Here is a 25227-nt window from a genome sequence, read left to right on the forward strand (position 1 = left end):
GGCTCAGTTGGCCTGCAAATAATCGGTCAAAAAAGCCTGTGCATTGCCTTGGCTGGAGAGGAACTCGTCATAGCCGACGTTCAGCGCCTGCGATTCACCAGGCAGGTACAGCTCGCCCCAGCCTTGTTGCAGCACCAGCACCACAAATTTCTGGCCGTCCACGGTGGTGGAATAGCGGGTGTCCTTGCTGGTCTTTTCCACGGCCATCTTCTGGATCTTCATGTTCCAGTCATGGTCCACGCCCTCTACCTGCACCAGCGCCTGATTGTCACCGCGCGCACCGATGCGCAGGGTCCAGACTTTCACGCCGCCTTCGCCGGCATAGGCCAGCACTTTTTCTGCGACTTCCGGGCGGTTGTCAGCATGGGCGACCCCCGCAATCACGGTCAGAACCAAGCCCAGCAACGCTGCCCACTTGCGATACATCAACATTTATGGCTTCCTCGACAGTCCAAAGCCGAGCATTGAAATCAAAGCTGCGGCGCCTGCCAAGCGGTCTGGCCGCGGCGCACAACAATGAGGCCGTGACTCACAACAACTGATCGGGCTGCCCGATGTCGATATCATGCAACGCTGCCCACCCGCCCTGACGGACGCTTTTGCCAATGGACCGCCGCAACCCCTATCTGGACACCCACTTCTGCTTCGATCACCCAGAGGCCCTGGACCAGGCCGGTGTATTCGATGCCAGCGCGCGGCAGGTCATGGGCAGCGCTATCGGCCATTACCGCGCGCAGACGGTGCGGTCGCACCTGCAGTATTTCGACTGCGATTTGCAGTTCCCCGAACCGTTACGCATCCACAAAGTGCTGCCCGACAGCGTGTGCATCGTGCAGGTACTGGGTGGGCAATGGCTGCATCGGGTAGATGGTCGACTCAATCAATACACCCCCGGCGCGCCTCATGTGCTGGGCTTGAGCGAAAGCATGGAAGCCATGGATCAGATGCCTGCCGGCAGCCGTGCGCGCATGGCCGGGCTGCGCATCGGCGCCGACTATCTACGCGAATTGGCCGAAGAAGACCCGTCACTGCAATCGCTGGCCAGGTTGCTCGACGATGGCATGCACTTTTCAGCACTGCACGGCTGTCGTGTCGTCGGGCGTTTGTTCGAGCGCCTTTATCACTCGCCCTACCAAGGGACGTTGGAGCGGCTGAATCAGGAAAGCCTGAGCCTGGCCGTGCTGGTCGAGCTGGCGACGCATCTGGCGCCACAGCCGGCCAACCCAGTGGCCGCGTCGCGCAGCCATTCGGACCTGGCACACGAAGCACGCTTCAAGCTCGACGCCAACCTGATGACCCCACCCGGCACGCTGGCGCTGGCACGGGAACTGGGCGTGGGCGAGACCACCCTCAGACGTGCCTTCAGCCGGGTGTACGGCCAGTCGATGCTCGATTACGTGCGCCAACAACGCCTGGAACTGGCGCGAAACCTGCTGCGCCAGCGCAAATGGCACGTGGCACAGATTGCCCACCGTCTGGGCTACGCTAACCCTGCCAACTTCAACCATGCCTATAAGGCCTATTTCGGCCATCCGCCAGGGGCTGAATCCTGACGTTCGCTACGCCTACTCTGGCGCCTTACGCATCAGTACGCCCAAAAGCTCAATTCTTGGCATCTTGCACCGCGCATCGTCAGCGCTCTCTAACGAAACGTGCGAGCATTAGCGCGATACATCCTGGTGCTAAAAAGGGAGCCCTGATGGAGCCCAGTCGATCAGCTCGTTGAAGGGGAGGCCACTCGTCGAGGCAATAGCACTTTTCGTCCACGCAAACGCTCTCAACCGTATGCGCAACCCTGCGCTACCGATAGGAGGTGATTTATGGTGGATGACAACAACGGGCCTGCAGCGCCATACCCTGGACCTAAAAAAGAAGCGCCTGATGCGGGCGAGGGTCATGAGTCCGGTCTTGATCAGGCCGAGTCCGAGCCCAAGCAGGGGACCGGCGAGAAGCCGTCAGATTGGAACCCGCCACCTGGCAACCCGGGATCGGATCAGGACGCCCAGACCGACCGCGACAATGGCGGAGCCCGTTAGACCCAATCCGGACACGTAGAACTTCATCAAACCCGGCCAGTGCGCCGGGTTTCTTCGTTTTCTACGCCGCTACACCCCTGCACCCTATCTGTCTATATGGCTGAATATCTGACGACGCGCTGCTCTTTCACCTCACCCGCATACCCACTGATTTTCTCCTGCTGCGCCGTCAGCAGCGCGCAGATCTTTATCAGGGCTGCGGCTTCATTCGGCGTTCTGCCGGCTGCCGCCATCGCGGTCAATTCAACCACCGACCACCCGATCACCGCCGCTGCATCTTCCAGGTCATAAAACAACGCCTGCTGAGCGGTCCTGGGCCCGTCGAGCCCTTGTATCAACTCTTCCATTTTGTCTTCCTGGTCGCTTGCGTTCACGATCGGCTGGTGTAAATGCCGCTGTCGGTCCGACGGCTCACTTACCCCCCGTTACATCCAAAAAGGTCCCGGTAATAAACGACGCCTCTGCACCCGCCAGCCAGAGCACCGCGCGTGCCACTTCTTCGGGTTGGCCGCCGCGGCCCATCGGGATGCTGTCCTTGACGCGGTCCACGCGGCCGGGTTCGCCGCCGCTGGCGTGCATGTCGGTGTAGATATGCCCTGGGCGTATGCAGTTGACGCGTATACCTTCGCGCGCGACTTCCTTGGACAGGCCGATGGTGAACGTCTCCAGGGCGCCTTTCGACGCTGCGTAGTCCACATATTCATTCGGGCTGCCGAGGCGGGCGGCGCCTGAGGATATATTGATCACGCTGCCGCCCTTGCCGTTGTGACGAAACGACATGCGTCTGACTGCCTGCTGCGCGCACAGCATCGGGCCGATGGCGTTGATCGCGAAGATGCGTTGCATGCGGGGGAAGTCTAGGTCTTCGAAGCGCGATTGCAGCCCGATGATGGCTGCGTTGTTGACCAGCACGTCGATTCGGCCAAATGTCTGGTCAATGGCGACGAACAGTTGCGTGACCTGATCCGGGTCGGCACTGTCGGCGCGTATGGCCAGGGCGCGGCGGCCGAGTGCTTTTACATCAGCCACCACGCCCAGTGCGGCGGCCTCGTTGCTCACGTAGCTGATCGCCACGTCGTAGCCTTGCGCGGCCGCAAGTCGCGCCGTGGCCGCGCCCACACCTCGGCTTGCGCCGGTGATCAGAATCAGGGGAGCTGAAGAGACAGTATCCATTTGTCGTACCTTTGTGAGGGGTGAAGGTCAGCCGATCAGCATCGTGCCGCTGGCAATGACCACGCACGCCAGCATTTTGCGAACGCTCAGCGACTCGCCAAGGAAGAGGTAACCGATCAATGCCGCAAACACTACGCTGGTTTCGCGCAGGGCCGAAACGGCGCCCATGGGCGCTTCAGCCATGGCATAGATAACAATGCCGTAAGCCAGCAGGGACACCAGCCCGCCCGCCAAGGCCGTGATGAATCCCGGTCGCTGGGCAAACAGGCTGCGTGCATCGCGCAGGCTGATGTACACCAATGGCATCAGCACGCCCCAGAGCGCGCACATCCACGCGGTGTAGGCCAGCGGTGCGCCAGACAGGCGTGCGCCGATGCCATCCGTGACGCTGTAGGCCGCAATGAAACAACCCGTACCCAGGGCGTAGGGCAGGCTGGGCACGGCCAGCCTGCCCTGTTTGAAAGCCAGTGAAATAATGCCGCCCGAGACCAAGGCAATCCCAAATAGCGCGCTGGTGCTCACCGTCTCGTCGGCAAAGGCCAATGCGAACAGCGTGATCAGGATAGGCGAGGAGCCCCGGGCAATCGGGTAGGTTTGCCCGAGGTCGCCGACTTTGTAGCTGCGCACCAGGAACAGGTTGTAACCCACGTGCAACACGCCCGACAGAACGGCGTACGGCCAACTGGCCACGGCTGGCGCCGGCAGGAACAGGGCGATGCCGGCGCTGGCGACCGCGACCGCCAGGCACATCACGGACATCGACCACAGCCTGTCGTTGCCGGCACGCAGCAGCGCGTTCCAGCTGGCATGCAGCAGCGCGGCGAAAAGGATGAGTACTACGATAGGCAAGGGCATGCGCAATAGTAGGCATCAGTATCGGCAGTTTGAAAGCAAAGTTCCCTCATCCTGCCATGAGCCATTGCTCATGCTTCAGCGATAGCTGTGTTGGGCTCGCGTCGACTCTTCCAGCAACCAGTGACGAAAGTTGATGATGTGAGGCTGGGACTCGACGCCTTTGGGGCAGACAAAATAGTAGGCGACCGGCGATGCGAAGGGCACCTCGAACAACCTGACCAGGCGACCGTCGTTGATCTGGGCTTCAACGTGGCCGCTGCGGACCAAGGCAATGCCCTGGCCCAGCAACGCCGCCTCGATGGTCATGTTGGTGTCGGCAAACCTGACGCTTTCATTCAGTGCGCCAATGCCGACGCCGACATGCTCGAACCAGGCTTCCCACTTGGGCACCAAGTCCGCGCCGTCACGCGTCAGCAGCGGATAGCGCAGCAGCTCGGCGGGCTCGTGCGGGGTGCCGAAACGGCTGAGCAGGTCGGGGCTGGCCACGGGAAAAATCTGTTCCCTGAGCAGGAACTCCGCGTGCAGGCCGGGGTAATTACCGTTGCCCAGGCGGATCGCCACGTCGGAATCCGCACTGGAGAATTTGATCGCCTTGTCGCTGGTCTCGAGCGTGATCAGGATTTCCGGGTGCTGCTGCGACAGGCTGGGCAACCTGGGGAGCAGCCATTTGAGTGCGAACGAGTAGGTGGTGCTGACCTTGAGCCGGACCCTGCCTTTTTGTTCCCGCAGGTCAGACAGCGTGGCCGTAAGGTTGGTGAAAAACTCACGCACGATCGGCGCCAGCGCGGCACCGGCCGGGGTCAGTCGCAACGATTTCCCACGCTGGAACAGCTGCAAGCCCCAGAGCTCTTCGAGGTGCTTCAACTGATGGCTGACAGCGCTCTGGGTGACGTGCAGCTCTTCTGAAGCCGAGGTGAAGGTGGCATGCCGGGTGGCAACTTCGAAAGCGCGTAGGGTGGCGGTTGGCGGTAGGTCTCTCATCGATTGGGTCCCAGCGATCAGCTTCCATGAGTCAAGCCTCATGGTAACGGTTTTCTGTAGTGAGCGGGCTTGCCCCGCGCTGGGGGGCGCAGCCGCCCCAACAAAGACACCTTGGGGTTTCAGTAAAAGCCGAGTCGCCTGGTTTGGGGCGGCTGCGCCCCCAGCGGGACAAGCCCCAATGCAAGTCAGTTAAGCGCAGATACCCTGTGGGAGCGGGCTTGCTCGCGAAAGCGGTGTGTCAGTCAACTATGCCTTCACTGAACCACCGCTTTCGCGAGCAAGCCCGCTCCCACATTTGATCTACGGTGCTTTGAGCATCGCGTTCGCTTAATTGACCGGCATTGGGGCAAGCCCGCTCACTACGCTAGGGGTTGTGCCGTACACAAACTTAACCCCGGACAAAGAAAAGCCCGCGTGGGGAGCGCGGGCTAAAGGGATGTTCACTAGGAGCTGGGTTCACCATAGGGCGTCGTCTGTGAAAGCTTTGTGAAAGCTTCGGTAAAAAAGTGTATGCCTCAATCGTGCAATGGCTGTACGGGGCGGGGCGCTCGATAACGCTCTACTGTCGCAGGCATATCACACCTTTTGGATGCCGCGTCATGTCTATGTCTACCAGCCTGCTGTCAGCGTTTGTGCTGTTCGCCTTCGTGTCTTCGATCACGCCGGGGCCCAATAACACCATGTTGCTGGCCTCGGGGGTGAACTTCGGGTTCCGCCGCTCGATGCCGCATGCGCTGGGGATCAGCATCGGTTTCATGGTGCTGGTGATTTCGGTGGGCCTGGGGTTGGGCGAAGTATTCAAGGTGTTTCCGTGGGCCTACACGGTGCTGCGTTACGTAGGGGCCGCGTATTTGTTGTACCTGGCGTGGAAGATCGCAACGGCGGGCGGCCTGTCCGACAGCCCCGATGAACAGGGCAAGCCCATGACCTTCCTCGGCGCGGCAGCGTTCCAGTGGGTCAACCCCAAGGCCTGGATCATGGCGCTGGGGGCAATCACCACTTATACGCCGGCCGAGGGCTACGTCACCAATGTGCTGGTGATTGCGCTGGTGTTCGCCGTGGTCAACTTGCCTAGCGTGTGCGTGTGGGTCGGCTGCGGCAGCGGCTTGCGCACTGTGCTGCGTGACCCGCGCTGGGTGCGGCTGTTCAACTGGTCCATGGCCGGCTTGCTGGTGCTGTCGTTGTACCCCATGTTGTTTGTGGCTTGAGGCTCAAACCGGCGAGATGGTAGCCAGCAGGCCGATGCCGATGGTCAATACCAAAAAGCCGAACAGGAAAAGTGCCATCTTGGTCATAAGGCCTCCGAAAGGAAGGGGGGTGGGGAAGGCGCCATTGTCCGTCCCGGCGTCTTTTCGATACAGAGGCAGATAGCAAAGAAAAAACCGTATCAGATGCGTCTGCCGCTGTTCTGCCGTGGGCTCTGCGCGGTTGCGGTTTTTTCCAGCTCAGCGCCTGAGACAGCCGACGCGTTTGCCCCTAAGATGGCGCCATTGCATCAACAATAAGAGTGGGCCAACCCTCGATGGAAAGACGTCAATTCAGCGGCGGCATGAAAGGCAAGAACCTGCGCTACCTCAACGAAACCCAGCAGCCGGCGTCGGTCACCCGCGTCGGCTTCCTGTTGCTTGAACATTTTTCCCTGCCCGCATTCACCCAGACCCTCGACACCCTCGTCACCGCCAACCTGCTGCGCCCCGAATTGTTCGCCTCGCGCACCTTCGGCTGGGACGATGGCGAAGTCATCAGCGACCTGGGCCTGGTGATCCGCCCCGACGCGCGCCTCGATGCGGCGGCCCTGCAAGATCTTACGTTGCTGGTGATCTGCGGTGGCTTTCGCACTGAACTCAAAGCCAGCGACGACTTCATCCACCTGATGCGCAGCGCCGCCGAACACGGCATCAGCCTCGCCGGCCTGTGGAACGGCGCCTGGTTTCTTGGCCGCGCCGGCTTGCTGCAAGGCTATCGCTGCGCCATCCATCCCGAACATCGCCCGGCCCTGGCGGAGGTGTCAAAAGCCACCCACGTCACCAGCGAACCCTACGTGATCGACCGCGACCGCCTCACTGCTTCCAGCCCCTCCGGCGCGTTCCATATGGCGCTGGACTGGATCAAGGGCCTGCACGACAAAGCCCTGGTCGAAGGCATTGAAGACATCCTGGCCTTCGAAGAATCGCGTTACCGGCGCATCAAGCCCACCGAAAACATCAGCGTCAGCGCGCCGCTGCGTGAAGTCGTGAAACTGATGGACGCCAACCTCGAAGAACCCCTGGAACTGGACCAGTTGGCCGTTTACGCCGGCCGCTCCCGGCGCCAGCTCGAGCGGTTGTTCAAGGAACAACTGGGCACCACGCCGCAGCGCTACTACATGGAACTGCGCGTCACCGAAGCCCGGCGGCTGTTGCAGCACACAGAGTTGTCCCAAGTGGAGGTGCTGGTGGCATGCGGGTTTGTTTCGCCGAGCCATTTCAGCAAGTGCTACAGCTCGTATTTCGGCTATCGCCCCTCCAAGGAAAAGCGGTTGGTGAAGTAACATTCCGACTGCTCATTTTTTCAAGGAAGACCCCATGTCTCTCACATTGTTGGATCGTTATCGCGGTAGCCTGCTGGGCCTGGCGTGTGGCGATGCGGTAGGCACCACTGTCGAATTCATGCCGCGCGGCAGCTTTACGCCGGTGACCGATATGGTCGGGGGAGGGCCGTTCAGCCTGAAGCCGGGCCAATGGACGGACGACACGTCGATGGCGCTGTGCCTGGCCGAAAGCCTGATACGTAAAGGTGGGTTTGATGCCGCCGACCAGATGGGACGCTATCTGAACTGGTGGAAGTGGGGCTACTTGAGTTCCACCGGGGATTGTTTTGATATCGGCATGACTGTGCGTACGGCACTGGCGGAGTTTGAGGCGCATGGTGAACCGTTTGCTGGCTCAATAGACCCTTTTTCCGCCGGCAATGGTTCGATGATGCGTCTGGCGCCGGTCGTGCTGTTTTACTTTCCAGATCTTCAACGGGTCAACGATTTTTCCCGCCAGAGTTCCCGTACCACCCACGGCGCGCAAGAGGCAATCGAGTGCTGCGTCGTGCTGGCGCGGGCAATCGGCAACGCCTTGAAGGGGGCGACCAAGGAGCAACTGTTGAAGGTCTCATGCGCCGGCCTGACTGCCCCCAAAGTCGTGGCGATTGCCCAGGGGGAGTATCGCGATAAACCCCGCGCGGACATCACGGGCAGCGGCTACGCCGTGGCCTCGCTGGAGGCCGCGCTGTGGTGCGTGCAGCACACAGACAGCTTCGCCGACGCCGTCTTGACGGCCGCTAACCTGGGCGATGACGCGGACACCACGGCGGCCATCGTTGGCCAATTGGCCGGTGCGCATTATGGTGTGCAGGGTATTCCACAAGGCTGGCTGGAGAAGCTCTGCATGCGTGATGACATTGAAAAAATGGCCGATGCACTGTTCAACGCCGCCGCCCAACACCCCGAATAAATTGTAGTGAGCGGGCTTGTCCCGCGCCGGGTGGCGAAGCCGCCCTAAACCAGGCGACTCGGTTTTATCTGTCACTCGGCGGCGATTCGGTTAGGGCGGCTTCGCCCCCCAGCGCGGGACAAGCCCGCTCACTACAACGATCCGGTTTTATCAGAACCGATCCAGGCTATATGGCATGAGCACCTGGCCGCCATTCGCCAACTCCCCAATCCACTCCGCCGTCACCGCCGCCTGCGTCAACCCCAGGTGCTGGTGCCCGAACGCAAGCAGCACCTTGCCGTCACACACCCGGTCAATCACCGGCAACGAATCCGGCAATGACGGCCGGAACCCCATCCAGGGCGTTGCCCCTTGCGCGCTCAGGTCCTCGCGAAACAGCCCTTGGCTCAAGCGGTGCAACTGCCAGGCGCGCTGCATGTTCGCTGGACGCGCAAGGCCGGCGAATTCCACCGTGCCGGCCAGGCGCAGGCCGTCGGTCATGGGGGTCATGATGAATTTTCGTTCCAGGGAGGTGACGGCGAACGGCAGGCGATGAGATTCGCGGGGCAGCATGAGGTGGTAGCCGCGCTCGGTGTCCAAGGGCACTGTCTTACCGGTCAGTGCGGCAGTGAGCTTAGCCGAATGGGCACCGCAGGCAATCAGCACCTGGCGTGCGCTCAACGGGCCCTGGTCGGTAATGAGCGAAACGCCGTGCTCCTCCACGCGACCCTCCAGCACATGGCGCTTGAGAAATTGCACGCCACTGGCCTCGGCTGCCCGGACCAGTTCGCGCACCACGTGGTAAGGGTCCAGGAAGTGACCGGTGCCAGGGAAAAACAGCCCGCCCTGAAGGTTGTCGCTCAACTGCGGTGCTGCCTTGCGTATGGCATCGCCGGACCAGAACGCCACAGGCACTTGCTGCTGTTGCATGCGTTGTTGCAAGGCCTCCAGGGCTGGCCGTGACTCCGCCCGCTCATACACCAACAGCGAGCCATCCTCACGCAACAAGTCGGCGCGGCCGATGCTGTGCAATAGGCGTTGCCACGCGCCCAGGCTGCCTTCATTGAGCGCGCGCAGACCCGCGACCGTGCGCCGGTAGTTCGCCGGGCGCAGGTTCATAAGCAGGCGCAGGAACCACGGCAGCGCGCACGGCAGGTATCGCCAGTCCAGGCGCAGCGGGCCCATGGGGTCGAACAGCATGCGGGGCAAGCGCTTGAGGATCGACAGGTCGGCAATCGGGAACACCTGCTCGGTCGCCAGATGCCCCGCGTTGCCATAGGACGCCCCCATGCCGGGCGCCTGCAGGTCAAGCACCACCACCTGCCGGCCCTGGCGCGCCAGTTGCAGCGCGCAGGCCACGCCGATAATGCCGGCGCCCACCACGACGATATCGCGCTCGGCCATGGCCTAGGCTTCTGCGTGGTTAGTGTGTTGCGCCGACCAGTCGGCGTACCACTGGCGAAACAGCGCGTACTGGCTCTGGGCGTAACGGCGCTGGGCCTCGCTGAGCACGTCGGTTTCGTTGAAATGCACGCTGTAGCCCTGGTCGCCGTTAAGCTCCATCAGGTACTTGTAATACAGCACCAGATCGCAGCCTTCATCGAATGACGACAGCACGGCCAGCGCGGCCTCCAGTTCACGGGCCTGGCGCCGGGCCTGGACATCGCCCTTGGCGGCTTGCTTGCTCAACGCCACCAGTTGCAGGACTTCCCGGGGCAGTGCGTTGCCGACACCGGTGATAGCCCCCGTGGCGTTGCAATTGACGAAACCGTGCACCACCTGGGTGTCGACGCCGACCATCAGGGTGACGCTGTCGTCCTGGGAGGTGATGTGTTCCGCTGCGTAGCGCAGGTCTGCGCCACCGCCGAACTCCTTGAAGCCAATGAGGTTCGGGTGTTCGCGGCGCAGTTCAAAGAACAGATCGGCACGGGTGGCGAAGCCGTAGTACGGGCTGTTGTAGATCACCGCCGGCAGGTTCGGCGCGGCCCTGAGGATCGCCGAGAAGTGGGCTTTTTGCGCAGTGGCGGATGCGCCACGGGACAGCACGCGCGGAATCACCATTAAACCGCTGGCGCCCACCTTGGCGGCGTGGGCCGCATGGGCGATCGCTTCGCGGCTGTTGACCGCCCCCGTACCGACGATGGTCGGCACACCGGCCGCTACCAGGCGCGCTACACCTTCCTGGCGCTCGGCTTCGGTCAGCAACGGCCAATCGCCCATGGAGCCGCAATACACCACGGCGCTCATGCCGATATCGACCAACTCGCGACCCTTGGCGACCAGTGCGTCGAAGTCCGGCTTGCGATCAAGGGTGCACGGTGTCATCAGGGCCGGGATGCAGCCGGTAAAAATGTTGCCGTTCATTGTTCTTGCTCCTGGAGTCAGTTAAGCAGGGCCGGGGCGCCGATGCCCCAGGCGAAAGGGTCGCGTTCATCGATCAGCAAGGTGCTGTCGGCGGTCATGTAGGCGCTGCCGGTGATGAACGGCCGTATGCGCTCGCCGTCCCATTCATAACGGCCGGTGAACTGGCTGCCGGTGATGCTGGCCTGGACCCAGGTTGCGCCGGGCGCCAGTTTTCCATCGGCCGCCAGGCAGGCCAGCTTGGCGCTGGTGCCGGTGCCGCAGGGCGAGCGGTCGTAGGCCTTGCCGGGGCACATCACGAAGTTGCGGCTGTCGGCCAGGTCGTCGTCGGCGAACAATTCGATATGGTCGATCAGCGCGCCGTCTTCACCGTGGATGCCTTGGGCTTCGAGGGCCCGGAGCATGGCCCAGGTGTACTCGGTCAGGGCGTCGACGTTGTCCATCTGCAAGGCCTGGCCGTGCTCCGACACCAGGAAAAACCAATTGCCGCCCCATGCGATATCGCCGTGGACCACGCCATGGCCCGGCACATCTACCTGCACCTGTCGGCGAAAACGGTAGGCAGGCACATTGCGCAAGGTCACGCTGGCGTCTTCGTGCAACGTCGCCGCTACCGGGCCGACGGGCGTGTCGATGGTGTGCACGCCGGGCTGGATGAGACCCAGGTAGTGCAAGGACGCCACCAGGCCGATGGTGCCGTGGCCGCACATGCCGAGGTAGCCGGCGTTGTTGAAGAAAATCACGCCGCACACCGCGCCGGGGGTGACAGGCTCGCAGTACAGCGCGCCAACCAGCACGTCATTGCCGCGCGGTTCCAGCAGGCAGGCGCGGCGCCAGGGGTCGTGCTCGCTGCGCAGGTACGCCAGTCGCTCGGCAAGGGTGGCGCCGTGCAGGGCCGGAAAGCCGGTCATCACCAGGCGCGTGGGTTCGCCGCCGGTGTGGGAGTCGATCACGTGCAGCCGTTTCATAAGACGCTCACTTGTGAGTGATTGGATAGGCATACAGTGAGCCCATGGAGGGCGGCGCGATTGATGTTTTTTGCCTGTCTCGATGACGAAATCAGCACAGTTTTCACTGCTCGACAGTGCTCTGGGCATCCGGCAATCTGCTAGGCGTCAAGGCCATCCGTGGGAATCGACCATCATGATGCAGAGCGCGTTTGCGACCCTTTGCCAAGGGAGCGAGGCGAATCGCCCTCACTCCCTCGAGCAGCTATTGGCCGGTGTCGTACAGCTATTGCCAATGCTGGATGTGATCCCCAACGCGGCGATTTTCATCAAGGACACCCAGGCGCGTTATGTGCTCGCCAACCTCACCCTGGTGCAACGCTGTGGCCTGAAGCACCTGCAGCCGCTGCTGGGCAAGACCAGCGCCGAAGTGTTTCCCGCGCAACTGGGGCCGGGCTACACCGAGCAGGACCGGCGCGTGCTGGAACAGGGCTTTGTGCTGCAAGACCAGCTGGAACTGCACCTCTATGGCACTCGCGAACCGGGCTGGTGCCTGACCCACAAATGGCCGTTGTACAACCACAGCGGCGCCATCATTGGCCTGGCCGGCATTTCCGTCGACCTGCAAACCGCCAGCGAAAGCCACCCGGCGTACCCGCGCCTGGCCGCCGTGGACGCGCATATCCGCGCGCACTTCAACCGCCGCGTCACGCTGGGTGAATTGACGCATATCGCCGGGATTTCCGTGGCGCAGCTGGAGCGTTATTGCAAACGTGTATTCCAGCTCACGCCCCGGCAGATGATCCAGAAAGTGCGGCTGGAGCAGGCCCATCGGTTGTTGCAGACCGGCATGCCGATTACCGAAGTCGCGTTGCACTGCGGCTATACCGATCACAGCGCGTTCAGTCGCCAGTTCAAAGCGTCGACGGGGTTTACGCCGAGGCAGTATCGGGAGACCTGCAATACCTGACTCGTGTCTGTAGTGAGCGGGCTTGCCCCGCGCTGGGGGGCGAAGCCGCCCCAAACCAGGCGACTCGGTTTATCTGTCATTCGGCGGCGACTCGGTTAGGGCGGCTTCGCCCCCCAGCGCGGGACAAGCCCGCTCACTACGGTTCGTTTCAGGGCAGCCACATCGCAATGCAACGAATGCCCCGCACAACCCTCATATGTTCACGAGTAATGCATTCGACGACAGGTACCAAGCTTATGACGGCGGCTGAAAACAACCATGTGAACTGGCTGGTGGAACAATCGATGCTGCATGCGGCACGCCAGCGGGCCAAGCTCTATTCGGGGCAGGGCCGGTTGTGGCAGCAGCCTTTTGCGCAGACCCGGCCGCGTGATGCCACGGCCCTGTCGTCGGTGTGGTTCACTGCCTACCCGGCGTCTATCGTCACACGCGAGGGCGGCACGGTACTGGAGGCGTTGGGGGATGAGGCGCTGTGGCACGCCTTGTCGAAGATCGGCATTCAGGGCATCCATAATGGCCCGCTGAAAAAGTCCGGGGGCCTGAACGGTACCCGGCACACGCCGACCATCGACGGTAACTTCGACCGCATCAGTTTTGAAATCGACCCACAGCTGGGCACCGAGGCGCAGTTGCAGGCGCTGACGCGCATGGCGGCGGCGCACAACGCGGTGATCATCGATGATGTGATTCCATCCCACACCGGCAAAGGCGCGGACTTTCGCCTGGCCGAGATGGCGTACGAGGACTATCCCGGCCTCTACCACATGGTTGAAATCCGTGAAGAAGACTGGCCACTGCTGCCCGAGGTCGCCGAGGGACGCGATGCGCAGAACCTCAGCCCGCTGCAGGTCGATGCGTTGCGCGACAAGCACTACATCGTCGGCCAGTTGCAGCGGGTGATCTTCTTCGAGCCCGGCGTCAAGGAAACCGACTGGAGCGCCACCGACGTCGTGGTGGGCGTGGACGGCAAGCCGCGGCGCTGGGTGTACCTGCATTATTTCAAGGAGGGCCAGCCGTCGCTGAACTGGCTGGACCCGACCTTCGCTGCGCAGCAGATGATCATCGGTGATGCGCTGCATGCCATCGACGTGATGGGCGCGAAGATCCTGCGCCTGGACGCCAATGGTTTCCTCGGCGTGGAACGCAAGCTGGACGGCACCGCGTGGTCCGAGAGCCATCCGCTATCGATCACCGGCAACCAGTTGCTCGGCGGGGCGATCCGCAAGGCCGGCGGTTTCAGCTTCCAGGAGTTGAACCTCACCGTGGATGACATCGCTTCGATGTCCCATGGCGGCGCCGACCTGTCCTACGACTTCATCACCCGTCCCGCCTACCAGCACGCGCTGCTGATGGGCGATGCCGAATTCCTGCGCTTGATGCTGCGCGAAATGCACCGCCAGGGCATCGACCCCGGCTCGCTGATCCATGCGTTGCAGAACCACGATGAATTGACCCTGGAACTGGTGCACTTCTGGACGCTGCACGCCCACGACACCTTCCTGTACCAGGGCCAGACCTTCCCTGGCAATATCCTGCGTGAGCACATTCGCGAACAGATGTACGAGCGCCTGACCGGCGAACATGCGCCGTACAACCTCAAATTCGTGACCAACGGCGTGTCGTGCACCACCGCCAGCATCATCACCGCGGCACTGGGCATTCGTGACTTGGAGGCGATCACACCGGCGGATATCCAGCAGATTCGCCAGATCCATCTGTTGCTGGTGATGTACAACGCCATGCAGCCCGGCGTGTTTGCCTTGTCGGGTTGGGACTTGGTGGGCGCGCTGCCGTTGGCGGCCGAAGAGGTCGAGCACCTGATGCAGGACGGCGATACGCGCTGGATTCATCGCGGCGCGTATGACCTGGTGGAGCTGAACCCGGATGCGCAGCTTTCCGCCGGAAACATGCCACGCTCGAAAAGCCTCTACGGCAGCCTGAACAGCCAGTTGCAGGACCCCGAGTCATTTGCCTCGCAGTTGCAAAAAATCCTCGCCGTACGCCGTGCCTACGATATCGCCGCGAGCCGTCAGATCCAGGTGCCGGAGGTAGAGAATCCAGGGCTGTTGGTGATGGTGCACGAATTGCCCGCCGGCAAAGGCACGCAAATCACCGCATTGAATTTCGGGGCCACGCCGATTACCGAAACCCTGCACCTACCCGATATTGCTGCGGGGATGGTGGTAGACATCATCAACGAGCGGGTCGAGGGGGATTTGAGCGCGGAGGGGGCATTCACGATTACGCTCGATCCGTATGAGGGCCTGGCGTTGCGGGTCGTGAGCAGCTCACCCCTGTAGGAGCGAGCTTGCTCGCGAAAAACCCCCGAGGCGCCGCGTTCATCCAGCAAGCACGCGTTATCGTTGAGTTTTTTCGCGAGCAAGCTCGCTCCTACCAGTCAGTACAGTTGCGGCACAATGAGCTCCGGTGGCGTCGGACTGCGCGAATAATCCTCCTGCCGCTCGCGCTCGGGCAGTTCGATCACCGGCAGTTCGACTTCTTCATAAGGCATTTGCCCGAGCAGGTGGCTGATGCAATTGAGCCGCGCCTTCTTTTTATCGTCAGCCTGCACCACCCACCAGGGCGCTTCGGCGATGTGGGTGCGTTCGAGCATGATTTCCTTGGCCTTGGTATAGGCCTCCCAGCGCCGACGCGACTCCAGGTCCATGGGGCTCAGTTTCCACTGCTTGAGCGGGTCATGAATACGGCTGAGAAAACGCACGTGCTGTTCCTGGTCGGAAATCGAAAACCAGTACTTGATCAACTGGATACCGGAGCGGGCGAGCATACGTTCGAACTCCGGCACGGTGCGGAAGAATTCTTCGTATTGGTCGTCATTACAGAACCCCATGACTTGCTCGACGCCGGCGCGGTTGTACCAACTGCGGTCGAACAGCACGATTTCACCGGCGGCGGGCAGGTGTGAGACATAGCGTTGGAAGTACCACTGGGTTTGTTCACGGTCATTCGGCGCGGGCAGGGCGGCCACCCGGCAGACCCTGGGGTTCAGGCGCTGGGTGATGCGCTTGATCACGCCGCCCTTGCCGGCGGCATCACGCCCCTCGAACAGGATCACCACCTTGTGGCCGGTCTTGACCACCCAGCTTTGCAATTTCACCAGCTCGCCCTGCAGGCGGAACAGTTCGCTGAAATAAATTCTGCGCGCGGCTTTTTCGCGGCTTTCACCGACGTGCTCATCAAATAGCGTGTTCAGGTCGTGCCCGTCTTCGGACAGTTCCAGTTCCAGCTCTTCATCGCTGTGATCAAGCAGTTCACGGTGAATGCGCTGCATCAAGGCGTCTTCTACAGAGGACATGGGCGGAACTCGCATGGGGGGATGGCCAAGTCATAGACGCAATTTGTTACCAACCAATTACACCGAATAGCGTGTTTGCGGGGGAAGAGGGTGACAACCGGGCGTTTTGCCACTGCACGTTCATAAAACCGTAACAAGATTGTTGCAGAGTTGCCGAGCCCGAAATCACTAGGATTCTCCTTAATGAAACGTCTGATGAAGTCTGCTGCAATCGCCGTCGCGGTTTCTTTGAGTGCCACCTCGGTATTTGCGGCGGAAAACGTCCGCCTGACAGGTTCTGGCGCAAGTTTCCCGGCTCCGATCTACCTCACCTGGTTCAAAGACTTCAGCAAGAAGGCAGAAGGCGTAACGGTTGACTACCAATCCAAGGGTAGTGGCGCGGGTGTGCAGGACTTCCTGAACAAAACCGTCGACTTCGCCGCCAGTGACTCGGCAATGAAAGACGAAGACATCGCCAAGGTTGCCGAAGGCGTGCAACTGCTGCCGATGACCGCGGGCGAAATCGTCCTGGCGTACAACCTGCCGGGCAGCCCAAAAGGCTTGAAGCTGCCGCGCGAGGTGTACTCCAACATCTTCCTGGGCAAGATCACCAAGTGGAACGACCCGCAGATCGTCGCGGCCAACCCTGAGCTGAAACTGACTGACATGCCGATCACCGTTGTGGTGCGTGCAGACTCCAGCGGTACCACTGCGGTGTTCACCAAGCACCTGTCGGCCATCAATCCGGCGTTCAAACAGGACCTGGGTGAAGGTAACACCGTCAACTGGCCAGCCAGCGACAAGTTCATCAAATCGCCGAAAAACGATGGCGTGACCGCCACCGTGCGCCAGACCCCAGGCGCCATCGGCTACATCGAGTACGGCTTCGCCAAGCTGGCCAAGGTCGACTTCGCCCAACTGCAGAACAAGGCTGGTCACTACGTGGTGCCAAACGCCGAAAGCGGTGCTGAAGCCCTGGCTGCGGTGAAGATGCCGGAAAGCCTGGTGGCCTGGCTGCCGGATCCGGATGGCGCCAAGTCCTACCCGATCACTTCCTATACCTGGATGATCTTCCGCAAGGACAACGGCAACCCGGCCAAAGCCAAGGCCATGCGTGAAATGGTCGAGTACAGCTTGACCGAAGGCCAGAAAATCGCCGACTCGATGGGCTACATCCCGCTGCCGAAATCGGTGGTCGACCAGGTTCGCAAAGCTTCCGCCAACATTCAGTAAGGCTTGCCAGGCCGCTCCCGGCGTGGGCTTGCCCGCCATGCCGGAAGCGTTCCCCCCTTGTTCCGGAATCAGCCAATGAACTCACCTTTTGTCGTACCGGTTAACCCGGACTCTGCGTGCCGGCCGCCGTCCACGAAGGACTTTGTGGTTGACCGCACCTTCCGTGCCCTTGCACGCATCGGTGTGGTGCTGATACTGGCGCTGGTTTTCGCGCTGGTGTTCGAAGTAGGGCGCAAGGCACTTCCCGGCATGGAAAAGCACGGCTTTGACGTGCTGTTCGGCAGCGTCTGGGATGTGAACCAAGGCAAATACGGCATTCTGCCGGCGATTTGGGGCACGCTGTACAGTGCCTTCATCGCGTTGCTGATCGCAGGTTTCTTTGGCGTCAGCATGGCGATATTCCTGACTCAGGACTTTTTACCGGCCAAGCTGGCTGCAGTGTTTCGCACCATCGTCGAGTTGCTCGCCGCCATCCCCAGCGTCGTTTACGGCCTGTGGGGGATCTATGTGGTGATCCCGGCGATTCGTCCGCTCACGGCGTGGCTGAACAGCGAGCTTGGCTGGATCCCGTTTTTCGGCACCTCGCTGAGTGGGCCGGGCCTGCTGCCGGCCGCGCTGGTACTGGCGATCATGATTCTGCCGACCATCGCCGCGGTTTCCCAGGACGCCCTCACCGGCGTGCCGATGAAAACCAAGCAAGCCGCCTACGGCATGGGCACCACCCATTGGGAAGCGATTCTCAAGGTGATGGTGCCATCCGCCGCCACCGGCATCTTCGGCTCCCTGGTGCTCGGCCTGGGTCGCGCCCTGGGTGAAACCATGGCCCTGGCGATGCTGGTGGGCAATGCGAACAATATCTCCCTGTCGCTGTTTGCACCGGCCAATACCCTGGCGGCCTTGCTGGCGCTGAACTTCCCCGAAGCCGGTCCGAACGAGATCGAGGTGCTGATGTATGCCGCACTGGTGCTGATGTTCATCACGCTTTTGGTGAACATCATCGGTTCGATGATCATGGTCTACGCCCAGCGGGGGACTAAACAATGACTGACCTCTCTTCCCCAATCACCGCCATGCCGAGCCTGCAGCGCCGGTTCGAAGGCCGTGCCCTGCGCAGCCTGGTGCTGACCAGCCTGGTGTGGTTCGGCGCACTGCTGGCCGCCGTGCCGCTGATTTCCGTGCTCTACATGCTGATCACCCGCGGTGGCGCTCGCCTGAGCCTGGAGGTGTTCACCGAATTGCCACCGACCGGGTTCGAGACCGGCGGTGGCTTCGGCAACGCCATGGCGGGTACGTTCGTGATGGTCGGTATCGCGGCTGCCATCGCGGTGCCGGTCGGCATCCTGGCCGCCGTATTCCTGGCTGAGCTGGGGCCGGACAGCAAACTGGCGAACGCTTCGCGCTTCGCCGCCAAGATGCTCACCGGCTTGCCGTCAATCCTGGCGGGCGTGTTTGCCTACGCCCTGGTGGTGATGACCACCGGGACCTACTCGGCGCCTGCCGGCGGCATCGCACTGGCGGTATTGATGCTGCCGATCGTGGTGCTCACGGCTGAAGAGTCGATGAAGATGGTGCCCAAGATCATGAAGGACGCCGCCTACGGCATGGGCTGCACCCGCTCGCAAGTGATCTGGAAAATCGTCCTGCCCACCGGCATGCCGGCAATTCTCACGGGCGTCATGCTCGCCGTGGCGCGCGCCGCCGGCGAAACCGCACCGCTGTTGTTCACCGCGCTGTTCAGCAACTACTGGATCTACCACGACGGCAACCTGGCGGTGATGAATCCGACGGCCTCCCTTGCCGTGCTGATTTACAACTTCTCCGGCATGCCCTTCGACAACCAGCTCGAGCTCGCCTGGGCGGCCTCGTTGGTGCTGGTAATGATCGTGCTGGTCGTGAATATCGTGAGCCGTATTTTCGGCAAGCCCAAGTACTAAGAACGGGAGCAACTGAATCTTGAACATGTCATCTGCGCAAATAGCCGCTCCGTTTATCACCCAGGCACCTGTGGTCATGGACTGCAAGCTGGACAAGATTTTCTACGGCAACTTCATGGCGGTGCGTGATAGCCATGTGCCAATCGAGAAAAACAAGATCACCGGCTTCATCGGCCCGTCCGGCTGTGGCAAATCCACCGTACTGCGTAGCCTCAACCGCATGAATGACCTGGTGAAAGGCTTTCGCTTCGAAGGCCATGTGCATTTCCTCGGCCAGGACGTGTACGGCAAAGGCGTTGATCCGGTGGTCGTACGCCGTTACATCGGCATGGTGTTCCAACAGCCGAATCCGTTCTCGATGAGCATTTTCGATAATGTGGCTTTTGGCCTGCGCCTCAATCGCTACAAGGGTGACCTGGGTGACCGCGTCAAACACGCCCTGCAAGGCGCCGCGTTGTGGGATGAGGTCAAGGACAAGCTCAAGGTCAGCGGCCTGTCGCTTTCCGGCGGCCAGCAGCAACGCCTGTGCATTGCCCGCGCCATCGCTACCGAGCCTGAGGTGTTGCTGCTCGATGAACCCTGCTCGGCGCTTGACCCGATTGCCACGCGCCGCGTCGAGGAACTGATGGTCGAGCTCAAGAAGGATTACACCATCGCGCTGGTGACCCACAACATGCAGCAGGCGATTCGCGTGGCCGATACCACCGCGTTTTTCTCGGTGGATATCTCCCAGGGCACCCGTACCGGCTATCTGGTGGAAATGGGCCCCACCGCGCAGATCTTCGAAAACCCGCGCGAACAAATGACCGGGGACTACATCAGCGGCAAGTTCAGCTGATCCGCCCATCCACTGTTTCTCAGGATTGCCAATGACTGCAACACGTCGTCTTGATTTGCTCGCGATCGAACGCGCACTGCGTAAGGTACAGGGCCGTTTTGCCCAGCTCAGCCGGGACTTTACCGAGCCACGCGACCCGCTGACAGACGAGGTGTTGCACAATGTGCTTGAAGGCTACGCCCTGATTGACGAGTATGTGGCGCGCGGCGTCGACTTGTTCGACCTCCAGCAACTGAACCTGATGCTAGAGATCAATGCCACCGTGCTCTGCGGCAAAGACCCGCGGCGCCGGCAGGAATACGCCCAGCATCTGGCCGCGACCGAAGTGCATTTTTTCAACAATGTCGAAGGTGGCATCAAGGATTTGTACAACTGGTACTGCAAGCACCACGATGAATCGGTGTGGAAACGCGCCGCCGGTGTCTACGTGCGCGTTCTCAGCAAGCCGCAGTTGTTCATTGAAGGCAATCACCGCAGCGGTTCGCTGATCGTCAGCTACCTGCTGATGCGCGCGGGGTTGGCACCCTTTGTACTGACGCTGGACAACGCCGAGGGCTACTTCAACCCGTCCTCGGTCATACGCAACTCCGCCAAGCATGGCGTCAAGGCCTTGTACGAATTGCCCAAGATCAAGAAAAAATATGCCGCGTTCCTGGAAGACAAAGCGGCTGATCCAGCGGAGTTTTTCCTGGGCGACGCCCCGGCCCCCATTTATCAAGGTGGCTATTGATATGCTCGGCACCTTAAAGCATGTGTTCAAGCGCCAGCGCATCCGTATCTCGTTTGATATCGATGACACGCTGGCCTGCCAGCTCCACCACAGTGCGACCGAACACAGCCGTTTGCCGGCGTGTGTGCACCGTTGGCTGGGCGAACCGCTGCGCAGCGGAACCCGCGCCTTGACCCGTGAGTTGCGGCGCCAGGGCTGCAGCGTGTGGGTCTATACCTCGTCCGGCCGCACCCCATCCTACATCCGTCGCTGGTTGTTGCTGTACGGTATCCACGTCGACGGTGTGGTCAACAGCGTGCGGCACAACCAGGCCCTCACGGACCGTGGCCTGTCGAGCACCCCGTCAAAATTCCCACCGGCATTCGACATCGACTTGCATGTCGATGACTCCGAGGGCGTGCAGCTTGAGGGGGTCGATCACGGGTTCCGCGTGGTGGTGGTGGACCCACAAGACAAGCAGTGGGCGCAACGGGTGCTGGAGGCGGTTGCACAGGTGCAGACGCAGCTTGCACGGCAGCAACCGCACAGGCACAAGCTGCCGGTGCGCAGTTATCCGGGACTTACGTTGAACGGCTAAAAGCTCGAACCCTCTGAAAACCAGGGCGCAACGAAAGTTGCCGCTGTGGCAGGCTGACACGAGGATCAGGCTCCGGACTTGGCTGAGTCGTCAGAGCGAGTACCGGTTGTAACCCTTCTCATAACTTGACCGAACCGTGCCTTCTACACACCAGTTGGTCAAAAGCCCCGCCACCCCAACGTTCTGGACGTCATTGTCGCGCAGCACCAGGTCCAGCCCGATGGAGGTCACTACCAGGGGCAGGCGGATCGCCTTGGCATAGCTTGCCTCAACATGCTTGGGCCGCCCCCGCGATCCTTGGTAAATATGGCTGTTGGCCGGCAGATTGGAATAACGCTTATTGCCAAACGCCAGTAGCCAAAGGTGGGGTCTTCGCGGAGCATGCGTTGTCGCCCGGTCCTGTTCATAGTGTTCTGCGGCGTAGGGAAGCTGCACATAAACCGGAAAAAGGAGAGTCCGCATGGACCAAGACCAGATCAATGTACTTTGGAGCTTGTTCGGGTTTATTGGCCAGAGATGGGGCACCGCCGCCGACTGCCAAATGCCGCAACAACAGTTTCAGCAGGCGTTGCAATGGCAAATGCAGCGTGACCCCTCGTACTTGGGTTATTACCGGCAAACCATCGCTGAATACAAGGTGCTTCTCCAGCAATACCATCAACCTACGCTGGCCTTGGCCGCGCTGATTGATCAAAACCCTTATGCCCCCAGCAACCCTTCTGCAGTGGCGAACTACGTGCTGCTGGAGTTTATGCGCTGGAACATTGCTTTTGGTGGATTCAAGACGTTCGGTTACATGAACTACAACGGCTGGATGGGCGGTGGGTCATTTCTGAATCAACCGCCCCCTTATCGGGCGCTAAGCATTCAGCTGCAGAGCCAGCCGGCTGGAGGCGATCATGGCCAAGGTGCGTAATGAAACAGCCAATATCGTGATCGTCGGTTCCGGCGTGGCTGGAAGCCTCATGGCGAGCCTGTGTGCGAACCAACCGGGCGTCGTCATTCTGGAAACCGGGCCGACCATTCCCATGGGGGATCCCGGCTGGTGGTTTCATCAAGTGGCGCGGGGCGGCGGTACTGCCAACACGCCATATGCAGCGTTCTACGATCAGGCGACCGACTTTGATGCAACCGGAGCCAACCCCTGGAATATTCAGGGCGGGCGGATATTCGGCGCGGGCGGCACCATGCTGCATTGGGGAGGATGGGTGCCGCGCTTCAAACCCGAAGATTTTGCGCTGTTCAGCAACACCGGGCAGGGCATCGATTGGCCCTACGGCTACGACCAGTTGGAACCGTTCTACAACCAGGCCGAGCAGTACCTGGGCGCCAGTGGTGATTCCGGCGACAATAATCCGCCCCGCAGCCAGCCCTATCCATATGGCGCTGCTCCTTACCCGATCTCGGCGGGACCTTTTATTCAGGCATTTGATGGCCTGTCGATAGGCTATGGGCATTTGCCGGTGGCGCGCTATGGGCAGGCCAACGCTATGGGCGGGCCGTGCCGCACCACAGGCACGTGTGATTATTGCCCGGTGGCGGGACGTTTCACCGGTGACCAGCCACTGGCCTTGCTGGCCGACAACCCCAACGTGAGCCTGCGCCTGGGGGCGGCTGTCACGGCTATCCGCATGGCCAGTCAGCAAAGGGTGGCGGGCGTCACCTACACGGACATGAGCACGGGTGACACGGTGGAGTTGGATGCTGAGAACGTGATCCTTTGCAACGGCGCGTTCGAGATTCCCAAGTTGCTCCAAGCCTCCAGGTCGAGTTTCTGGCCCAACGGCATCGGCAATGACAACGATCTGGTTGGCCGTTTTGTCAGCGCGACGCAATTCTTCTTCGCATCAGGCACTGCGCCTAACCCTCAGGCATTCGAGGAGGAGTTAGGGTTCCCCAGCCTGTGTTCACGTACTTTCGACTCGCCTAGGTGTCAGAAGGACGGCAAGTTTTTCATATCAATGAACTATGAAACGCCTAATATTGATCTGGGGCTGATGATGGCACAGGGGAATAGCACCAGCCAGATTCGGGCGTCATGCACTGCGCCCGCCGCGTTTCAACTCTATGGCAACCTGTCAGCAATTCCGCAGTACAACAACCGGGTCTCCCTGGCACCGGGCACTACCCGTTTCGGCTTGCCGCGCACTTTAATCTATACGCCCGACCCGCTGTTTGACCCCCTTGCGGCGCAGAAGTACGTGGACATACTCAAAACCGTCCTGTCACGAATGGGTTGCAGCGGTGTGAAGTCGGGTACTTACCCCCAGCGGGGCGATCATGTGGCGTGCACCACGCGGATGGCCAATGACCCGAAGCTTGGTGTGGTGAACCCGGAGTTGCAGGTGTTCGGCGTGAAGAACCTGTACGTCGTCAGCAACAGCGTCATGCCCACTTTGCCCGCCGCCAACCCAACGCTGACCCTGGTGGCCTTGGTGATGAAGGCAATGGGCAGCGACACCGCACTGGCGCGAGTGACAAAATCTGCTTGATTGAAAAGAGTTTGGCCATGTCTGGATCACTGAGTTTGCACGTCATTATTCCCGACAACAGCGCGCAACAAGGCAAAGAACTTCTACGTATCCCGGTCTGCAAGGAGCTAGATCATGTGGCAGTTTCAAAGTATCACTAACCCGTCCAGCGCGGCACTGTGGTTCAGTGACGGCGCGCCGTTGAGCGTGCCCCGTGGTGGTAAAGGCGTGTCCAGCCGCTTGATCGTGCAGGGCCAGGGTTTTCTTGACGTGACTGACTTCCAGAATGGCTTTCCCAATGGGCCGGTCATGGACATCGTCAACCTCAACGGCCAGGTATTCGACTACACGCCCAGCCCCAACGTGGACTTCACGCTGAGCTTGCCGGGGGATGGCACCTTCAGTGCAACACAGCTCAGCAAGTGTCTCACGCTGTCTGGTCAGTTGAAGCCTCTACCGGTTATTTCCTCAACCGACGTCGACTATTTCAACCAAATGATCGAGGACAATTGCGTCCCTTACCCGAACATCCCTGATGCCCCTGGCAAAACCACCGCGCAGATAGCGGCGTTGGGGCAACAGTTGTTTCCGTTTACACCTTATAGCTTTCAACTCGCGATGGCGGTGTATGACTGGACCACGGCGTCGTTCACCCGTCTGGTCCTGATGAAGATATTCGAGTACACCAACATCGGTTCGGCGCCTTATCCGCTCGATCAGGCGAGCATAGCTGCGGCGATCTGGGCGTCTAACTGGGGCACCTATACGCCACAGAATGTGGACTATATGAGGTCGTTCTTGATGGTGCCAGCCAACTCCTTGCAAAACGTCGAGAGCCAGTTGACGCAAGTCGCCACGGCCTTGCAAACCTTCAGTGCTGTCGAAAACCGACTGCTGTGTGCTGCGTTCCAGTCTTTACCACGTACCAGCATTGTGAGCGAGCCTCAGTTGTTCAGCGGGCAAGTCGATATTTCGCAGTTGGGTACTGAACATTTCGGTATCGAATTCTTGCAGTGCCCGCTTAACGACGGCCCTGTAGGCACGCCTCTGCAGACTCCGCTGGAGGCTGCATTGGACACCTATATCCAAGTCGGTCAGGTTATCACCAGCAAAATGGTCTGGAGTTTCGGCAGCTCGCTGGCGGAAGCGATGCAGTACCAGAACGGCATCGTCCTGACCGCAAGCCCGCCGACAGATGCCTGGGTCTGGGATACGGTCAGTTACATCACCGCGCTGTCCGATGACCCGAACAAAATCGAATACACATTTGCGCCGGGCAGTTCTTTTGAAGTGCTGGGCGTTGCACAAACCACTGTGCAGGGCAAGCAGGTCTGGAGCATTACCCTGCAACCGCTGGTCTGACGT

The 25227-nt window shown here is 60.8% G+C and carries 25 protein-coding genes; 15 read left to right on the forward strand and 10 right to left on the reverse strand.

The genetic code is table 11. From position 1 onward, the window contains the following. Positions 1–3: 3 nt before the first annotated feature. On the reverse strand, positions 4–432 hold the full coding sequence (locus tag ACLH0H_RS24705; protein WP_411380031.1) for a hypothetical protein: 429 nt from the start codon (positions 430–432) through the stop codon (positions 4–6). A gap of 173 nt (positions 433–605) precedes the next feature. Here ACLH0H_RS24705 and ACLH0H_RS24710 point away from each other — a divergent pair, with 173 nt between their 5' ends. Next, a complete protein-coding gene (locus ACLH0H_RS24710; protein WP_411380032.1) occupies positions 606–1553 on the forward strand; it encodes a helix-turn-helix transcriptional regulator in 948 nt (315 codons plus the stop codon). Positions 1554–2128: 575 nt separating this feature from the next. Here the strand turns inward: ACLH0H_RS24710 and ACLH0H_RS24715 are convergent. The 4 genes from ACLH0H_RS24715 to gcvA form a co-directional block, all read right to left on the reverse strand. Beyond that, entirely contained in the window at positions 2129–2383 is a 255-nt protein-coding gene (locus ACLH0H_RS24715; RefSeq protein WP_411380033.1) for a hypothetical protein, read from the reverse strand. Between the two features lie 64 nt (positions 2384–2447). Beyond that, complete coding sequence (locus tag ACLH0H_RS24720; RefSeq protein ID WP_411380034.1) at positions 2448–3209, reverse strand: SDR family oxidoreductase; 762 nt, start codon at positions 3207–3209, stop codon at positions 2448–2450. Between the two features lie 27 nt (positions 3210–3236). After that, entirely contained in the window at positions 3237–4064 is an 828-nt protein-coding gene (locus ACLH0H_RS24725; RefSeq protein WP_411380035.1) for an EamA family transporter, read from the reverse strand. 75 nt (positions 4065–4139) lie between these two features. Continuing rightward, positions 4140–5045 (reverse strand): transcriptional regulator GcvA, encoded by a 906-nt coding sequence (gcvA, locus tag ACLH0H_RS24730; RefSeq protein ID WP_411380036.1) that lies wholly within the window; start codon positions 5043–5045, stop codon positions 4140–4142. A 599-nt stretch (positions 5046–5644) separates the two neighbouring features. Between gcvA and ACLH0H_RS24735 the strand changes: the two genes are divergently transcribed. The 3 genes from ACLH0H_RS24735 to ACLH0H_RS24745 all read left to right on the forward strand — a co-directional run bounded on the left by ACLH0H_RS24735 (position 5645) and on the right by ACLH0H_RS24745 (position 8527). Beyond that, a complete protein-coding gene (locus tag ACLH0H_RS24735; protein ID WP_076953898.1) occupies positions 5645–6253 on the forward strand; it encodes a LysE family translocator in 609 nt (202 codons plus the stop codon). Between the two features lie 341 nt (positions 6254–6594). Continuing rightward, positions 6595–7575, forward strand: a complete 981-nt coding sequence (locus ACLH0H_RS24740) for a GlxA family transcriptional regulator (RefSeq protein WP_411382462.1) — start codon at positions 6595–6597, stop codon at positions 7573–7575. A gap of 34 nt (positions 7576–7609) precedes the next feature. Continuing rightward, positions 7610–8527, forward strand: a complete 918-nt coding sequence (locus ACLH0H_RS24745; protein ID WP_411380037.1) for an ADP-ribosylglycohydrolase family protein — start codon at positions 7610–7612, stop codon at positions 8525–8527. Positions 8528–8677: 150 nt separating this feature from the next. Here the strand turns inward: ACLH0H_RS24745 and ACLH0H_RS24750 are convergent, their stop codons facing one another. The 3 genes from ACLH0H_RS24750 to ACLH0H_RS24760 are packed head-to-tail and all read right to left on the reverse strand — an operon-like array spanning position 8678 to position 11835. Then, positions 8678–9910, reverse strand: a complete 1233-nt coding sequence (locus ACLH0H_RS24750; protein WP_411380038.1) for an NAD(P)/FAD-dependent oxidoreductase — start codon at positions 9908–9910, stop codon at positions 8678–8680. 3 nt (positions 9911–9913) lie between these two features. Continuing rightward, positions 9914–10870: a dihydrodipicolinate synthase family protein gene (locus ACLH0H_RS24755; RefSeq protein ID WP_411380039.1), complete on the reverse strand. Its 957-nt coding sequence runs from the start codon at positions 10868–10870 to the stop codon at positions 9914–9916. Between the two features lie 17 nt (positions 10871–10887). Beyond that, the gene (locus tag ACLH0H_RS24760) at positions 10888–11835 is read right to left on the reverse strand and encodes a 4-hydroxyproline epimerase (protein WP_411380040.1); all 948 of its coding nucleotides are present in this window, start codon (positions 11833–11835) and stop codon (positions 10888–10890) included. 175 nt (positions 11836–12010) lie between these two features. Here ACLH0H_RS24760 and ACLH0H_RS24765 point away from each other — a divergent pair, with 175 nt between their 5' ends. Together ACLH0H_RS24765 and treS are read left to right on the forward strand one after the other, a co-directional pair. Next, complete coding sequence (locus tag ACLH0H_RS24765) at positions 12011–12784, forward strand: helix-turn-helix domain-containing protein (RefSeq protein WP_411380041.1); 774 nt, start codon at positions 12011–12013, stop codon at positions 12782–12784. A 236-nt stretch (positions 12785–13020) separates the two neighbouring features. Next, the gene (treS, locus tag ACLH0H_RS24770; RefSeq protein ID WP_411380042.1) at positions 13021–15084 is read left to right on the forward strand and encodes a maltose alpha-D-glucosyltransferase; all 2064 of its coding nucleotides are present in this window, start codon (positions 13021–13023) and stop codon (positions 15082–15084) included. Between the two features lie 98 nt (positions 15085–15182). Here the strand turns inward: treS and ppk2 are convergent, their stop codons facing one another. Beyond that, entirely contained in the window at positions 15183–16100 is a 918-nt protein-coding gene (gene ppk2, locus ACLH0H_RS24775) for a polyphosphate kinase 2 (protein WP_411380043.1), read from the reverse strand. Between the two features lie 183 nt (positions 16101–16283). Here ppk2 and pstS point away from each other — a divergent pair, with 183 nt between their 5' ends. The 6 genes from pstS to ACLH0H_RS24805 all read left to right on the forward strand — a co-directional run bounded on the left by pstS (position 16284) and on the right by ACLH0H_RS24805 (position 21391). Next, on the forward strand, positions 16284–17312 hold the full coding sequence (gene pstS, locus ACLH0H_RS24780) for a phosphate ABC transporter substrate-binding protein PstS (RefSeq protein ID WP_411380044.1): 1029 nt from the start codon (positions 16284–16286) through the stop codon (positions 17310–17312). Between the two features lie 75 nt (positions 17313–17387). Next, on the forward strand, positions 17388–18356 hold the full coding sequence (gene pstC, locus ACLH0H_RS24785) for a phosphate ABC transporter permease subunit PstC (protein ID WP_411380045.1): 969 nt from the start codon (positions 17388–17390) through the stop codon (positions 18354–18356). Next, positions 18353–19246: a phosphate ABC transporter permease PstA gene (gene pstA / locus ACLH0H_RS24790; RefSeq protein ID WP_411380046.1), complete on the forward strand. Its 894-nt coding sequence runs from the start codon at positions 18353–18355 to the stop codon at positions 19244–19246. The genes pstC and pstA overlap by 4 nt, the downstream gene beginning before the upstream one ends. 76 nt (positions 19247–19322) lie before the next feature. Next, complete coding sequence (pstB, locus tag ACLH0H_RS24795) at positions 19323–20084, forward strand: phosphate ABC transporter ATP-binding protein PstB (RefSeq protein WP_010210300.1); 762 nt, start codon at positions 19323–19325, stop codon at positions 20082–20084. A gap of 31 nt (positions 20085–20115) precedes the next feature. Continuing rightward, the gene (locus tag ACLH0H_RS24800; RefSeq protein WP_411380047.1) at positions 20116–20814 is read left to right on the forward strand and encodes a hypothetical protein; all 699 of its coding nucleotides are present in this window, start codon (positions 20116–20118) and stop codon (positions 20812–20814) included. Position 20815: 1 nt separating this feature from the next. Next, the gene (locus ACLH0H_RS24805) at positions 20816–21391 is read left to right on the forward strand and encodes a hypothetical protein (protein ID WP_411380048.1); all 576 of its coding nucleotides are present in this window, start codon (positions 20816–20818) and stop codon (positions 21389–21391) included. A 90-nt stretch (positions 21392–21481) separates the two neighbouring features. Here the strand turns inward: ACLH0H_RS24805 and ACLH0H_RS24810 are convergent, their stop codons facing one another. Then, positions 21482–21853 carry an isochorismatase family protein gene (locus tag ACLH0H_RS24810; protein ID WP_411380049.1) on the reverse strand — a complete coding sequence of 124 codons (372 nt, stop codon included), beginning with the start codon at positions 21851–21853 and terminating at the stop codon, positions 21482–21484. Between ACLH0H_RS24810 and ACLH0H_RS24815 the strand changes: the two genes are divergently transcribed. The 3 genes from ACLH0H_RS24815 to ACLH0H_RS24825 all read left to right on the forward strand — a co-directional run bounded on the left by ACLH0H_RS24815 (position 21852) and on the right by ACLH0H_RS24825 (position 25224). Next, complete coding sequence (locus tag ACLH0H_RS24815; RefSeq protein WP_411380050.1) at positions 21852–22307, forward strand: hypothetical protein; 456 nt, start codon at positions 21852–21854, stop codon at positions 22305–22307. The genes ACLH0H_RS24810 and ACLH0H_RS24815 overlap by 2 nt on opposite strands. After that, positions 22291–23883, forward strand: coding sequence for a GMC oxidoreductase (locus ACLH0H_RS24820; RefSeq protein ID WP_411380051.1), 1593 nt, complete (start codon positions 22291–22293; stop codon positions 23881–23883). Before ACLH0H_RS24815 ends, ACLH0H_RS24820 begins: the two co-directional genes overlap by 17 nt. 114 nt (positions 23884–23997) lie before the next feature. Next, positions 23998–25224 carry a hypothetical protein gene (locus ACLH0H_RS24825; RefSeq protein ID WP_411380052.1) on the forward strand — a complete coding sequence of 409 codons (1227 nt, stop codon included), beginning with the start codon at positions 23998–24000 and terminating at the stop codon, positions 25222–25224. The last annotated feature ends 3 nt before the right edge of the window (positions 25225–25227 follow it).

This window comes from Pseudomonas sp. MPB26, assembly GCF_046605355.1.
In the GTDB taxonomy this organism is placed as follows: domain Bacteria; phylum Pseudomonadota; class Gammaproteobacteria; order Pseudomonadales; family Pseudomonadaceae; genus Aquipseudomonas; species Aquipseudomonas cedrina.

What these genes read in the sequence shown, in the direction of transcription:
- ACLH0H_RS24705 (WP_411380031.1), bottom strand. Translation starts at nt 432, where the DNA reads ATGTTGATGTATCGCAAGTGGGCAGCGTTGCTGGGCTTGGTTCTGACC.
- ACLH0H_RS24710 (WP_411380032.1), top strand. Translation starts at nt 606, where the DNA reads ATGGACCGCCGCAACCCCTATCTGGACACCCACTTCTGCTTCGATCAC.
- ACLH0H_RS24715 (WP_411380033.1), bottom strand. Translation starts at nt 2,383, where the DNA reads ATGGAAGAGTTGATACAAGGGCTCGACGGGCCCAGGACCGCTCAGCAG.
- ACLH0H_RS24720 (WP_411380034.1), bottom strand. Translation starts at nt 3,209, where the DNA reads ATGGATACTGTCTCTTCAGCTCCCCTGATTCTGATCACCGGCGCAAGC.
- ACLH0H_RS24725 (WP_411380035.1), bottom strand. Translation starts at nt 4,064, where the DNA reads ATGCCCTTGCCTATCGTAGTACTCATCCTTTTCGCCGCGCTGCTGCAT.
- gcvA (WP_411380036.1), bottom strand. Translation starts at nt 5,045, where the DNA reads ATGAGAGACCTACCGCCAACCGCCACCCTACGCGCTTTCGAAGTTGCC.
- ACLH0H_RS24735 (WP_076953898.1), top strand. Translation starts at nt 5,645, where the DNA reads ATGTCTATGTCTACCAGCCTGCTGTCAGCGTTTGTGCTGTTCGCCTTC.
- ACLH0H_RS24740 (WP_411382462.1), top strand. Translation starts at nt 6,595, where the DNA reads ATGAAAGGCAAGAACCTGCGCTACCTCAACGAAACCCAGCAGCCGGCG.
- ACLH0H_RS24745 (WP_411380037.1), top strand. Translation starts at nt 7,610, where the DNA reads ATGTCTCTCACATTGTTGGATCGTTATCGCGGTAGCCTGCTGGGCCTG.
- ACLH0H_RS24750 (WP_411380038.1), bottom strand. Translation starts at nt 9,910, where the DNA reads ATGGCCGAGCGCGATATCGTCGTGGTGGGCGCCGGCATTATCGGCGTG.
- ACLH0H_RS24755 (WP_411380039.1), bottom strand. Translation starts at nt 10,870, where the DNA reads ATGAACGGCAACATTTTTACCGGCTGCATCCCGGCCCTGATGACACCG.
- ACLH0H_RS24760 (WP_411380040.1), bottom strand. Translation starts at nt 11,835, where the DNA reads ATGAAACGGCTGCACGTGATCGACTCCCACACCGGCGGCGAACCCACG.
- ACLH0H_RS24765 (WP_411380041.1), top strand. Translation starts at nt 12,011, where the DNA reads ATGATGCAGAGCGCGTTTGCGACCCTTTGCCAAGGGAGCGAGGCGAAT.
- treS (WP_411380042.1), top strand. Translation starts at nt 13,021, where the DNA reads ATGACGGCGGCTGAAAACAACCATGTGAACTGGCTGGTGGAACAATCG.
- ppk2 (WP_411380043.1), bottom strand. Translation starts at nt 16,100, where the DNA reads ATGTCCTCTGTAGAAGACGCCTTGATGCAGCGCATTCACCGTGAACTG.
- pstS (WP_411380044.1), top strand. Translation starts at nt 16,284, where the DNA reads ATGAAACGTCTGATGAAGTCTGCTGCAATCGCCGTCGCGGTTTCTTTG.
- pstC (WP_411380045.1), top strand. Translation starts at nt 17,388, where the DNA reads ATGAACTCACCTTTTGTCGTACCGGTTAACCCGGACTCTGCGTGCCGG.
- pstA (WP_411380046.1), top strand. Translation starts at nt 18,353, where the DNA reads ATGACTGACCTCTCTTCCCCAATCACCGCCATGCCGAGCCTGCAGCGC.
- pstB (WP_010210300.1), top strand. Translation starts at nt 19,323, where the DNA reads ATGGACTGCAAGCTGGACAAGATTTTCTACGGCAACTTCATGGCGGTG.
- ACLH0H_RS24800 (WP_411380047.1), top strand. Translation starts at nt 20,116, where the DNA reads ATGACTGCAACACGTCGTCTTGATTTGCTCGCGATCGAACGCGCACTG.
- ACLH0H_RS24805 (WP_411380048.1), top strand. Translation starts at nt 20,816, where the DNA reads ATGCTCGGCACCTTAAAGCATGTGTTCAAGCGCCAGCGCATCCGTATC.
- ACLH0H_RS24815 (WP_411380050.1), top strand. Translation starts at nt 21,852, where the DNA reads ATGGACCAAGACCAGATCAATGTACTTTGGAGCTTGTTCGGGTTTATT.
- ACLH0H_RS24810 (WP_411380049.1), bottom strand. Translation starts at nt 21,853, where the DNA reads ATGCGGACTCTCCTTTTTCCGGTTTATGTGCAGCTTCCCTACGCCGCA.
- ACLH0H_RS24820 (WP_411380051.1), top strand. Translation starts at nt 22,291, where the DNA reads ATGGCCAAGGTGCGTAATGAAACAGCCAATATCGTGATCGTCGGTTCC.
- ACLH0H_RS24825 (WP_411380052.1), top strand. Translation starts at nt 23,998, where the DNA reads ATGTGGCAGTTTCAAAGTATCACTAACCCGTCCAGCGCGGCACTGTGG.